The organism is Micromonospora sp. CA-248260 (genome assembly GCF_050942205.1).
Taxonomy (GTDB): Bacteria; Actinomycetota; Actinomycetes; order Mycobacteriales; family Micromonosporaceae; genus Micromonospora; species Micromonospora antibiotica.
In genome coordinates, this window is the sequence record NZ_CP192021.1 from 1,764,229 (window position 1) to 1,776,160 (window position 11,932).

An 11,932-nucleotide genomic window follows, 5' to 3' on the forward strand; every position below is an offset into this window, starting at 1 on the left:
CGCAGTGATCTTCTCCCGAAAGCGGGCCGACGGTGGGCGGCACGCCCGTGACCAGCGGGCCGACGTCCTCGACTCGTACGAGGCGGCGGGCCCGGCCCGTGGCCCGTACGACCTCGCCGAGGCACCGGACGACGTGCAGCGGCTCGACCTGGGCAGCCTGCACATCCCGGCGGTGCCCGGAGTCGAGGTGCGGGTGCAGGCCGACCCGCAGGGCGTCGTCCAGCAGGTCGTGCTGGTGAACGGCGACAACGCCCTCCAGCTCGGTGTCTTCGCCGCGCCCCGCTCCGAGGGCATCTGGGACGAGGTGCGCGAGGAGATCCGGCAGTCGCTGGTCGGCGACGGCGCCACCGTCCAGGAGACCCGGGGCGAGTACGGCGTCGAGTTGCACGCCCGGGTGCGTACCCCGGACGGGCCGACCGACCTGCGTTTCGTCGGCATCGACGGGCCGCGCTGGATGGTCCGGGGTGTCTACCAGGGCGCGGTCGCCACCGACCCGGCCGCGGCCGGCCCGCTCGCCACCTGCCTGGACGGCCTGGTGGTGGACCGGGGGCAGGAGGCGAAGCCGGTCCGTGAGCCGCTGCCGCTTCGGTTGCCCCGGGAGATGGCCGACCAGGCCGCCGAGGCCCCGAGCGAGAGCTGAGCGACCCCGTCCGGGCCGGAGGCCGTCACCCGAGGGTGGCCGCACCCGGCCCGGACCGCTGTCCGGCGTCGGACCGGGCCGTCGTCGACTGGGTGGTCGTCGGTCGGTCGGGTGGGCCTCGGTCGGGTGGTCGTCGGTCGGGTGGGCCCCGGGCTTCGGGCCGGGACCGGCACACCGCACCGACGCCGTCGGGGCCCGATCGGCGTACGCTGGCGGCACGGTCCCGCCCGGGGTCGGGGCAGCGCCGGTGCCGACCGGTCCACCTGGAGAGGGTGACGCGGAGGTCATGTCGACCGACGAGAGCAGGAAGTCACTGCGGGACATCCTGCGCCGGTTCACCGCCAGCGAGGCCGAGATCGAGGCGCAGGAGCTGCGCCGGGAGAGCGCCGAATCCGGTGGCGTGCTGGCCCGGCAGTGCATGCGGGGGCAGGTGGTCTCGGTCGCCGGGCGGCTCCGCACGGTGGTCTACACGCCGCGTACCAACCTGCCCACCCTGGAGGCGGACCTCTACGACGGCAGTGACGTGGTCACCCTGGTCTGGCTGGGTCGGCGGCACATCGCCGGCATCGAGCCGGGCCGGCACCTCACCGCCCGGGGCCGGGTGGCCGTCCGGGACGACCGCAAGGTCATCTACAACCCGTACTACGAGCTGGAGTCGCCGAAGTGACGACAGGACAGCCCCCGGCCACCGAGCCGCAGACCACCCCGACGGACGACGAACGGCTGCCCAGCCTCGCCGAGCAGATGGCCGACCAGTTGGGCGGCTGGCGCGGGCTGGTCGAGTCCAGCATCCCGGTGGTGGTCTTCGTGCTGGCCAACGTGGTCGGGGAGCTGCGGCCGGCGGTGATCGCCTCGGTCGGGGTGGCGCTGCTGATCGCGGTGGTCCGGCTGGTCCAACGCCGTCCGGTCCGGCACGCCGTCAACGGGCTCTTCGGCGTGGGCATCGGGGCGGCCATCGCCTGGCGTACCGGGGACGAACGGGACTTCTACCTCCCGGGCATCCTCTACGGCATCGGCTACGGCATCGCCCTGCTGCTCTCCGCGGTGATCCGGCAACCCCTGGTGGGGTGGATCTGGTCGGTGCTGGTCGCCAAGGGGCGCTCCGAGTGGCGCGACGACCCCCGGCTGGTGCGCACCTTCACCCAGCTCACCGTGCTCTGGGGAGTGGTGTGGCTGGCCAAGGTCGGGGTGCAGGCCGGGCTCTACCTGGCCCACCAGGACACCGCGCTGGGGGTGGCCCGGCTCGCCCTGGGCTACCCGCCGTACGCGCTGCTGCTGCTGATCACGGTCTGGACGGTGCGCCGGGTGACCCGGGAGAACGCCCCGACGCCGCTGCCGGGCGGCTGACTGGCAGCGCTCAGGTCGCGCCCCGGGTCCGTTCCACGCTGTCCGGGCCGAGGATCACCCCGCGCACGTCGTCCTCCACCTGGGCGGTGCACACGAAGATCAGCTCGTCGCCGGCCTCGATCGGGTCGTCGGGGCTGGGCACCAGCACCCGCTTGCCGCGCAGGATCGCCACCAGCGCGGCGTCCCGGGGGAGCGGCACGGCGTGGATCGGCTGGCCGACGTAGGGCGCGGTCGGCGGCAGGGTGATCTCCACCAGGTTCGCCTCGCCCTGCCGGAACGTCATCAACCGGACCAGGTCGCCGACGGTGACCGCCTCCTCGACCAGCGCGGCCATCACCCGGGGCTTGCTGACCGCCACGTCGACGCCCCACTGCTCGGTGAACAACCACTCGTTCTCGGCCCGGTTGACCCGGGCCACCACCCGGGGCACCGCGAACTCGGTCTTGGCCAGCAGGGACACCACCAGGTTGACCTTGTCGTCACCGGTGGCGGCGACCACCACGTCGCAGCCCGCGACGTTCGCCTCCTCCAGGCTGGCCAGCTCGCAGGCGTCAGCCAGCACCCAGTCGGCGGTGGGCACCCGGTCCGGGCGCAGCATCCGCGGCTGCCGTTCGATCAGCATCACCTGGTGGCCGTTGTCGATCAGCTCCTGGGCGATCGACCGGCCCACGTTGCCGGCGCCCGCGATGGCGATCCGCATGGCTCAGTGCCCTCCTTCGGGCGGCGTCGCGGCCACCGCGGTGACCGAGGCGGCGATGTCGTCGGTGACCAGCACGTAGAGCTGGTCACCCTCCTGTACGACGCTGGAGGCGGTGGGCAGCATGCCGATGCCGAACCGGGTCAGGTACGCCACCCTGGTCCCCGCCGTCTGCTCCAGTTGGCTCAGCGGTCGACCGATCCAGTCCTTGTGCACCGGCACCTCGATGATCGACACGGTGCTGGTCGGGTCCCGGAAGATCTCCACGTTGCCCTCGGGGACCAGGTGGCGCAGCATCCGGTCGGCCGTCCAGCGGACGGTGGCGACGGTGGGGATGCCGAGCCGCTCGTAGACCTGGGCCCGGCGCTGGTCGTAGATCCGGGCCGCGACCCGGGAGACGCCGAACGTCTCGCGGGCCAGCCGGGCCGAGATGATGTTGGAGTTGTCGCCGCTGGAGACGGCGGCGAAGGCGTCCGCCCGCTCGATGCCGGCCTGACGCAGCACCTCGCCGTCGAAGCCGGCACCGGTGACGGTGATCCCGGCGAAGTCGGGGCCGAGGCGGCGGAACGCGTCGGCGTCGTGGTCGATCACCGCCACCGAGTGCCCCCGGGACTCCAGGCTCTGGGCCAGCGTCGAGCCGACCCGCCCACAGCCCATGATCACGACGTGCACGGTGTCCCTCCCAAGGTGCGCCTGCGTCCGGCGACTGTCGTCTGCGAGCCTGCCACGTCCACCCCGCCGACGGGGGACCGAACCGTACCGCGCCGGGGCGTGGGAGCGGGATCAGGCACCCCCCGGCGACCACCATCCGGTGGTCGTACCCTTAGCGCTTGTGGCCAGTCCCACCTCGCTGCTGAAGCGACTCCTCGTCGGTCGACCGTTCCGGTCCGACCGGCTCCAGCACACACTCCTGCCCAAGCGCATCGCCCTGCCGGTCTTCGCCTCCGACGCGCTGTCCAGCGTCGCGTACGCCCCCGACGAGATCCTGCTGACCCTCTCCATCGCCGGGGCGTCGGCGTTCCTGTTCTCCCCGTGGATCGCCCTCGCGGTGGTCGTGGTCATGCTGACCGTGGTGGCCAGCTACCGGCAGAACGTGCACGCCTACCCCTCCGGCGGCGGCGACTACGAGGTGGCCACGGTCAACCTGGGTCCCCGGGCCGGGCTGGCGGTGGGCAGCGCGCTGCTTGTCGACTACGTGCTGACCGTCGCCGTGTCGGTCTCCTCCGGGGTGGCCAACCTCGGTTCGGTGGTGCCCTTCGTGGCCACCCACAAGGTGCTGATCGCGGTGACCGCGGTGGTGCTGTTGACCGCGATGAACCTGCGCGGGCTGCGTGAGTCCGGCACCGCGTTCGCCATCCCGACGTACGGCTTCGTGATCGTCATCGGCGGCATGATCCTCACCGGGCTGGTCCGGTACTTCATCCTCGGCGACGACCTGCGCGCCCCCAGCGCCGGGCTGGAGATCCAGGCCGAGCACAGCGTGACCGGCTTCGCGCTGATCTTCCTGCTGCTGCGGACCTTCTCCTCCGGCTGCGCCGCGCTGACCGGGGTCGAGGCGATCTCCAACGGGGTGCCGGCGTTCAAGGCCCCGAAGAGCCGCAACGCGGCCACCACCCTGCTGCTGCTCGGCACGATCTCGGTGTCCATGCTGGTCGGCATCATCTGGCTGGCCCGGCTGACCGGCCTGCAGTTCGTCGAGGACCCGAACACGCAGATCCTCTCCGGCCCCGACGGGTACGTGCAGAAGACCGTCACCACCCAGCTCGGCGAGACCGTCTTCGGCGGCGGGTCGGTGCTGCTCTACGTGGTCGCCGGGATGACCGCGCTGATCCTGTTCCTGGCCGCGAACACCGCGTTCAACGGCTTCCCGGTGCTCGGTTCGATCCTCGCCCAGGACCGCTACCTGCCCCGGCAACTGCACACCCGGGGCGACCGGCTGGCGTTCTCCAACGGCATCGTCTTCCTCGCCGTCTTCGCGATCGTGCTGATCGTCGGTTTCCAGGCCGAGGTGACCCGGCTGATCCAGCTCTACATCGTCGGCGTCTTCGTCTCGTTCACGCTCTCCCAGGCCGGCATGATCCGGCACTGGAACCGGCACCTGCGCACCGAGCGTGACCCGCAGGCCCGCCGCCGGATGTTCCGCTCCCGGGCGATCAACGCGTTCGGCATGGCGATGACCGGCACCGTCCTGGTCATCGTGCTGATCACCAAGTTCCTGCTCGGCGCGTGGATCGCCATCGCCGCGATGGCGGTGATCTACGTGCTGATGCTGGCCATCCGCCGGCACTACGACCGGATCGCCGCCGAGCTGGAGCCGACCGAGGTGCGCGGGGTGCTGCCCGCCCGCAACCACGCCATCGTGCTGGTCAGCAAGCTGCACCAGCCGACCCTGCGGGCCATCGCGTACGCCCGCGCCACCCGGCCGGACACGCTGACCGCGGTCACCGTCAACGTGGACGAGAAGGACACCCGGCAGCTCCAGCAGGAGTGGGAGCGGCGGGAAGTGCCGGTGCCGCTGACCGTGGTCGACTCGCCGTACCGGGAGATCACCAGGCCGATCCTGAACTTCGTGGCGAACACCCGCCGGGAGTCGCCCCGCGACGTGGTCACCGTCTTCATCCCCGAGTACGTCGTGGGCCACTGGTGGGAGAACCTGCTGCACAACCAGAGCGCGCTGCGGCTCAAGGGCCGGCTGCTCTTCGAGCCGGGCGTGATGGTGACCAGTGTGCCCTGGCAGTTGGCGTCCACCGCGACCAAGAACCTCGACCGGCTGGACGAGACGTTGAGCCGTACCCCCGCCCGGGGTCCCCGGGTCGCGCCGCGCAGCACCCTGCCGCCGCCCGCCCCGCCGGTGACCGCCGTCCCGTCGGGCGAGCCCGACCCGTCGACCGGAGACCGCCCGTGACCGCCCGATCCCGCCCCACCCGTTCCGCGACCACCGCCCGTTCCGGCCCGGCCGGATCCGAGGCAGCCGGGTCCGAGGCGGGACGGTCCGAGGCAGCCGGGTCCGAGGCGGGACGGTCCGAGGGGGCCGGGTCCGAGGTGGGACGGTCGGCGGTCGGGGCCGGTGGGTCCGGGGCGGAGCGGCGGCCCGGGCTGGAGGAGGCCGAGCGGGTCGAGTTGACAGTCGACGCGGTCGCCCCCGGTGGGCACTGCGTGGCCCGGGTCGACGGCCAGGTGGTCTTCGTCCGGCACGCGTTGCCCGGTGAGCGGGTGATCGCCGAGGTGACCGAGCTGCACCGGGGCTTCGCCCGGGCCGACGCCGTCGAGATCGTCGCGGCGGCACCGGAGCGGGTCACCCCGCCCTGCCCGTACGCCCGGCCGGGCGGTTGTGGTGGTTGCGACCTGCAACACGTGGCCCCGGCCGCCCAGCTCGGCTGGAAGGCGGCAGTGGTCCGTGAGCAGCTCACCCGGCTGGGCGGGCTCACCGACGCCGAGATCGACGGGCTGCGGGTCACCGTGGAGCCGCTGCCCGGTGGGCAACTGGGCTGGCGCTCCCGGGTCCGCTACGCGGTCGACGCCGCCGGCCGGGCCGGGCTGCTCAAGCACCGCTCGCACGAGGTGGTGCCGATCGACCGCTGCCTGATCGCCCACCCGGCGATCCAGGAACTGCCGCTGCTCGGTCGGCCCTGGCCGACGGCCGAGTCGGTGGAGGTCGTCGCCTCGACCGGCGGCGACGTCGTGGTCACCGCCCTGACCGACGGGGTGCCCACCCTGGTCGACCTGCCCGGCCCGCCGGCTACGACCGTCGACGTCCCGGATGGGCCGGCGGCCGAGGTCGACGGACCGGCGACGGTACTGGAGGTCGACGGGCCGGCGACGGTACGGGAGGTCGCCGCCGGTCGGAACTGGACGCTGCCGGCCGGCGGGTTCTGGCAGGTGCACCCGGCCGCCGCCGACACCCTGGTCGACGCGGTCCTCGACCTGCTCGCCCCGCAGCCCGGCGAGTCCGTCTGGGACCTGTACGGCGGGGCGGGCCTGTTCGCCGGCGCGCTCGCCGCCCGGGTCGGCCCGGACGCCCGGGTCACCGTGGTCGAGTCCGCCGCCGAGGGGGTCGCCGCCGCCCGGCGCAACCTGGCCGACCTGTCCCGGGTCGAGGTGGTCGCCGCCCGGGTGGAGACCGCGTTGGCCCGCCGCCGGATCACCGGCCCGGTCGACCTGGTGGTGCTCGATCCGCCGCGTACCGGTGCGGGTGCGGCGGTGGTCCGGGACATGATCGCCGCCGACCCCCGGGCGATCGCCTACGTGGCCTGCGACCCGGCCGCCTTCGCCCGGGACGTGCGCACCTTCACCCGGGCCGGCTGGCGGCTCGCCGCCCTGCGCGGCTACGACCTGTTCCCGATGACCCAGCACGTCGAACTGGTCGGCCTGTTCCTGCCGCCGCCCGCTGACTAACCTGGCCCGATGAGGATCGTCGGGCTGATGTCGGGCACCTCCTACGACGGGGTGGACGTGGTCGCCGCCGAGTTCACCGCCGTCGGGCAGACCCTGCGGATGCGGGCGTTGGGGCACCGGGAGTTGGGCTACGACGCGGAGTTGCGGGAGCGGATCGGGGCGGTGCTGCCGCCGAACCCGACCACGGTCGAGGCGGTCTGCCGGCTCGACAACGCCCTCGGTGCGGTGTTCGCCGACGCCGCCGCACTCGGCGTCGCGCTGGCCGGCGGGCGGGCCGACGCCGTCGTCTCCCCCGGGCAGACGGTCTTCCACTGGGTCGCCGGCGGCACCGTGCACGGCACCCTCCAGCTCGGTGCGCCGGCCCGGGTCGCCGCCCGGGTGGGCGTACCCGTGCTGTCGGACCTGCGGTCGGCGGACGTCGCCGCCGGTGGCCAGGGCGCCCCGCTGGTCCCCGCCTTCGACGCCCTGCTGCTCGCCCCCGACGACCCGGCCGGGGCGCGCGGTGACCTGGGCGGGCGACCCGGCGGCGGGGTACGGGCGGCGCTCAACCTGGGCGGCATCGCCAACCTCACCGTGGTCGCCCCGGACGCACCCGTGCTCGGGTACGACGTGGGCCCGGCCAACGCCCTGCTCGACGCGGCGGCCCGCCGGTTCCTCGACCGGCCCTGCGACGTCGACGGGGTACGGGCGGCGGCCGGCCGGGTACACCCCGGGTTGCTGGCGCTGCTGCTCGCCGAGCCCTACTACGCGGCACCACCGCCCAAGTCCACCGGCAAGGAGCTGTTCCACCCCGGCTACCTCGACGAACGGCTGGCGGCGCTGGGGGAGCCGGTCGTCCCGGACGACGTGTTCGCCACGCTGACCGAGTTGACCGCCCGGACGGTCGCCGCCGCCTGCGCGCGGCACCGGGTGACCGAGGTGGTGGGGGCCGGTGGTGGGGTACGCAATCCGACCCTGTGGGGTCGGCTGGCCGCCCTCGGTATCGGCCGCTGGGCGCTGCGGACCACCGACGAGCTGGGGGTGCCCGCCCAGGCCCGGGAGGCGTACGCGTTCGCTCTGCTGGGCTGGCTGTCCTGGCACGGCCTGCCGGGGGCGCTGCCCTCGGTGACCGGGGCCCGCCGGGCGGCCGTGCTGGGGTCCTGGACCCCGTCCGGGCCGCCGGCCGGGGTGACCGGGACGCTCCCGCCGCGTCGACTGGTCGTGCTGCGCTGATCGGGGCCCCCACCAGCGATGATCCACGGCCGCACTGCGGAGTGTGCGGCGGCCGATAGACTCTCTCGTCATGAGTGTTGACGAGGACACGGCCCACCACGGCCGGCTGCTGGGCACCGTGCGTGGTCCGCAGGACGTGAAGCGGATGACCGGCGAACAGCTGGACATCCTCGCCGCCGAGATCCGTGACTTCCTGATCGCCAAGGTCTCCCGCACGGGTGGGCACGTCGGCCCCAACCTGGGGGTGGTGGAGCTGACCCTGGCCATGCACCGGGTCTTCGACTCCCCGCGCGACCGGCTCCTGTTCGACACCGGCCACCAGTCGTACGTGCACAAGATCCTCACCGGCCGGCAGGACGGCTTCGACAAGCTCCGCCAGCGCGGTGGCCTGTCCGGCTACCCCAGCCAGGCCGAGAGCGAGCACGACCTGATCGAGAATTCGCACGCCTCCACCGCCCTGTCCTACGCCGACGGGCTGGCCAAGGCGTACGCCCTGCGTGGCGAGCAGCGCAGCGTGGTGGCCGTGGTCGGCGACGGCGCGCTCACCGGCGGCATGTGCTGGGAGGCGCTGAACAACATCGCCACCTCCGGCAACCGGCTGGTGATCGTGGTCAACGACAACGGCCGGTCCTACTCGCCGACCATCGGCGGCCTCGCCGACCACCTGTCGTCGCTGCGGCTCAACCCCGGCTACGAGAAGGTCCTCGACACGGTCAAGGACGCGCTGGGCAACACCCCGTTCGTCGGCAAACCGATGTACGAGGTGCTGCACGCGGTCAAGAAGGGCATCAAGGACGCGGTCGCCCCGCAGGCGATGTTCGAGGACCTCGGCATCAAGTACGTCGGCCCGGTCGACGGGCACGACATCACCGCCGTCGAGGGTGCGCTGCGGGCGGCGAAGAACTTCGGCGGCCCGGTGATCGTGCACGCGGTGACCCGCAAGGGCTACGGCTACCGCCCGGCCGAGGAGGACGAGGCGGACTGCCTGCACGGTCCGGGCGCGTTCGACGCCGAGACCGGCAAGCTGCTCGCCGCCCCGTCGGTGAAGTGGACCCAGGTCTTCGCCGACGAGCTGGTCGCCATCGCCGACGAACGGCCCGACGTGGTGGGCATCACCGCCGCGATGGCCGAGCCCACCGGCATCGCCACCCTGGCCCGCAAGCACCCCCACCGGGTGTACGACGTGGGCATCGCCGAGCAGCACGCGGCCACCTCCGCCGCCGGCCTGGCGATGGGCGGCCTGCACCCGGTGGTGGCGGTCTACGCGACCTTCCTCAACCGCGCCTTCGACCAGGTCCTGCTGGACGTGGCGATGCACAAGCTGCCGGTGACGTTCGTGCTGGACCGCGCCGGCATCACCGGGCCGGACGGACCGAGCCACTACGGCATCTGGGACATGTCGGTCTTCGGGGTGGTGCCGGGCCTGCGGATCGCCGCCCCCCGCGACTCCGCCAGCCTCCGCGAGGAGCTGCGCGAGGCGATCGCCGTCGACGACGGTCCCACCATCGTCCGGTTCCCCACCGGCACCGTCGCCGCCGACCTGCCGGCCGTCCGCCGGGTCGGCCCGGTCGACGTGCTGGCCGAGTCGGCCCGTACCGACGTGCTGCTGGTGGCGGTCGGCTCGTTCGGGCTGCTCGGGATGGAGGTGGCGTCCCGGCTGGCCGAGCAGGGCTACGGCGTCACCGTGGTCGACCCGCGCTGGGTGCGTCCGGTGCCGGCCGAGCTGGTCGAGCTGGCCGCCGGACACCGCCTCGTGGTCAGTGTCGAGGACGGCGTACGCATCGGTGGTGTCGGTGACGCGCTGGGCCAGGCGCTGCGCGACGCCGACGTCCGGGTGCCGCTGCGCGACCTCGGCGTACCGGCCGACTGGCACCCGCACGGCACCCGCGCGCAGATCCTGGCCGACCTGCGGCTGACCGCGCAGGACGTGGCCCGCGACGTCACCGGCTGGATCTCCGGCCTGGACGGCGACGCCCCCACTGTGGAAACCGTCCGCCTCCCCGCCCGCGACACCACCCCCAACTGACCCACCGGCGACCCCGCAGGGGCGGTCACGGCACTGCCGTGACCGCCCCTACCCCGTCTCCCGTCTCCCGCCCCGCCGTCCGTCGCCCGTCGCCGCCGTCGCTGACCCCGGTGATCAAGAAGTTTGCGTCAATCCCTCCCGTGATCAAGAGGTTTGCGTCAATCCAGTGATCAACTTTGACGCAAACCTCTTGATCACCGGGGCGGGGACGGGGGCGAGCCGGGGCGGGGAGGGGGGGTCAGCGGCCGCCGGCGGAGCGGTAGTAGGTTTTTTCGGCGGTGGCCAGGCTGAAGGTCTGGCGGGCGGCGGGCAGCGGGACGACCACCAGGCCGGGGCGGTCCACCAGGCGGGGGGTGCCGGGCGGCACCGACAGGGACGCGTCCCGGTTGCCCCGCCAGGTCAGCACCACCAGCGGCTGCCCCGGCACCGGCAGGACGTACGTCTGGAGCGGGTTGGACCGGTCGGCGGGGGAGACCACCGGCGTGCCGTCGCCGGCCGGGCGGTAGACCACCGCGGTCATCGTCCCCGCGTCGGTCTCCCAGGTCAGCTGCTCCAGGTCACCGGGGTCGGCTCCGCCGCCCAGCATCATCTCGCCGATCGCCCGGACGGCAACCTTCTCCATCGGCCACGACTCCGGCACCGAGCGGGGGGCGTCCCGGTCGCCGATGCGGCGCGGGATGCTCCCGAACGGCCCCTGCTCGTCGGCGAGCATGCAGGTGTCCAACCCGTCGAGGGCCCGCCGGCCGGAGCCGGTGTCGTCGCGGACCAGGGGGTACCTCGGGTCGGCGGTGGCGACGCCCAGGTCGAGCAGGCGGTCGGCGGCCCGCCCCCGGGGCAGCGACTCGGTGGCCCGCAGGGTGGCCGTCACCGGCACCGCCCGGCACTCGGGCACCTTGACCGCGCCGGTCAGCCCGTCGGTCAGCAGCAGCGCCCGACCGTCCGGGCCGAGCAGGCGTTCCACCCGGCCGGAGGTCAGGTAACGCCGGCCGTCGGGCAGGTGCAGCGGGAGCACGTCGGCGTAGACCAGGTAACCCGGGTCGGTGTACTCGCTGGCCCGGGTCACCTCGTACCGGCCGTCGCGACCGGTGAGCTGAAGCAGCCAGGAGGCGCTCTCCCCGGGCACGTCGGCGGCGACCAGGGCCAGCGGGACGCCGTCGACCGCACCCGACCACAGGATGCCCGACGACGGCAGGTGGGCGCGGTCGTCGATCGGGGATCGCCAGGCACGGACCGCCTCGGTCACCGCCGACGTCGCCGTGGCGTCCCCGGCGAGCGACCCGCGGGGCGGCCACACCGCGCGGGTGCCGTCCAGGCTGTCGTAGCCGACCCGCAGCTCGCGGGCCTGACGCCCGGCGACCGGGCCGCACGCCGGGACGGTCAGCAGCAGACCGAGCAACACGGCGACAGTCGTGCCACGACGGCGAACCGAAGCCATCCCTACGCCCCCGATCGCGTCGCCGTCGTTGTCGGAAGCCCACATGGTACGCAACGCCCGGTGACGCCCCGCAGCCGTGTCCCCGATGACCACAAGGGACACCAGAGTGAATTTCGGGCTTTTTCCCGGCTCCGGTAGACTCCGCCGACTGTGACGTCTGCCGAGCCCCGTGGCGCCTCC

At 73.6% G+C, this 11,932-nt stretch carries 10 protein-coding genes; 7 read left to right on the plus strand and 3 right to left on the minus strand.

Going from position 1 to position 11,932, the window contains the following annotated elements; translation table 11 throughout:
• The first annotated feature begins 4 nt into the window (after positions 1 to 4).
• From ACQP2H_RS08120 to ACQP2H_RS08130, 3 genes are all read left to right on the plus strand, one after another.
• Positions 5 to 640, plus strand: coding sequence for a DUF3710 domain-containing protein (locus ACQP2H_RS08120; protein ID WP_208569536.1), 636 nt, complete (start codon positions 5 to 7; stop codon positions 638 to 640).
• Positions 641 to 926: 286 nt separating this feature from the next.
• Positions 927 to 1,307 carry an OB-fold nucleic acid binding domain-containing protein gene (locus ACQP2H_RS08125; RefSeq protein WP_208569535.1) on the plus strand — a complete coding sequence of 127 codons (381 nt, stop codon included), beginning with the start codon at positions 927 to 929 and terminating at the stop codon, positions 1,305 to 1,307.
• Positions 1,304 to 1,987: a DUF3159 domain-containing protein gene (locus ACQP2H_RS08130; protein WP_219468678.1), complete on the plus strand. Its 684-nt coding sequence runs from the start codon at positions 1,304 to 1,306 to the stop codon at positions 1,985 to 1,987. Before ACQP2H_RS08125 ends, ACQP2H_RS08130 begins: the two co-directional genes overlap by 4 nt.
• A 10-nt stretch (positions 1,988 to 1,997) precedes the next feature.
• On the opposite strand, the gene ACQP2H_RS08135 is transcribed toward ACQP2H_RS08130, so the two are convergent.
• Together ACQP2H_RS08135 and ACQP2H_RS08140 are read right to left on the minus strand one after the other, a co-directional pair.
• Positions 1,998 to 2,687: a potassium channel family protein gene (locus ACQP2H_RS08135; protein ID WP_208569533.1), complete on the minus strand. Its 690-nt coding sequence runs from the start codon at positions 2,685 to 2,687 to the stop codon at positions 1,998 to 2,000.
• Positions 2,688 to 2,690: 3 nt separating this feature from the next.
• Complete coding sequence (locus tag ACQP2H_RS08140) at positions 2,691 to 3,356, minus strand: potassium channel family protein (protein WP_208569532.1); 666 nt, start codon at positions 3,354 to 3,356, stop codon at positions 2,691 to 2,693.
• Between the two features lie 160 nt (positions 3,357 to 3,516).
• Between ACQP2H_RS08140 and ACQP2H_RS08145 the strand changes: the two genes are divergently transcribed.
• The 4 genes from ACQP2H_RS08145 to dxs all read left to right on the plus strand — a co-directional run bounded on the left by ACQP2H_RS08145 (position 3,517) and on the right by dxs (position 10,317).
• Entirely contained in the window at positions 3,517 to 5,589 is a 2,073-nt protein-coding gene (locus ACQP2H_RS08145; RefSeq protein WP_357537755.1) for an APC family permease, read from the plus strand.
• Between the two features lie 137 nt (positions 5,590 to 5,726).
• Positions 5,727 to 7,079, plus strand: coding sequence for a class I SAM-dependent RNA methyltransferase (locus tag ACQP2H_RS08150; RefSeq protein ID WP_433231893.1), 1,353 nt, complete (start codon positions 5,727 to 5,729; stop codon positions 7,077 to 7,079).
• Positions 7,080 to 7,088: 9 nt separating this feature from the next.
• Entirely contained in the window at positions 7,089 to 8,291 is a 1,203-nt protein-coding gene (locus ACQP2H_RS08155) for an anhydro-N-acetylmuramic acid kinase (RefSeq protein WP_363823256.1), read from the plus strand.
• A gap of 70 nt (positions 8,292 to 8,361) precedes the next feature.
• Complete coding sequence (gene dxs, locus ACQP2H_RS08160; protein WP_433231896.1) at positions 8,362 to 10,317, plus strand: 1-deoxy-D-xylulose-5-phosphate synthase; 1,956 nt, start codon at positions 8,362 to 8,364, stop codon at positions 10,315 to 10,317.
• A gap of 238 nt (positions 10,318 to 10,555) precedes the next feature.
• Here dxs and ACQP2H_RS08165 read toward each other — a convergent pair whose 3' ends face one another.
• Complete coding sequence (locus ACQP2H_RS08165) at positions 10,556 to 11,752, minus strand: hypothetical protein (RefSeq protein ID WP_357537749.1); 1,197 nt, start codon at positions 11,750 to 11,752, stop codon at positions 10,556 to 10,558.
• Positions 11,753 to 11,932: the final 180 nt, after the last annotated feature.

Excerpts from the sequence above, each read along its gene's own strand:
- dxs (WP_433231896.1), top strand. The coding sequence starts at position 8,362 with ATGAGTGTTGACGAGGACACGGCCCACCACGGCCGGCTGCTGGGCACC.
- ACQP2H_RS08125 (WP_208569535.1), top strand. The coding sequence starts at position 927 with ATGTCGACCGACGAGAGCAGGAAGTCACTGCGGGACATCCTGCGCCGG.
- ACQP2H_RS08165 (WP_357537749.1), bottom strand. The coding sequence starts at position 11,752 with ATGGCTTCGGTTCGCCGTCGTGGCACGACTGTCGCCGTGTTGCTCGGT.
- ACQP2H_RS08135 (WP_208569533.1), bottom strand. The coding sequence starts at position 2,687 with ATGCGGATCGCCATCGCGGGCGCCGGCAACGTGGGCCGGTCGATCGCC.
- ACQP2H_RS08155 (WP_363823256.1), top strand. The coding sequence starts at position 7,089 with ATGAGGATCGTCGGGCTGATGTCGGGCACCTCCTACGACGGGGTGGAC.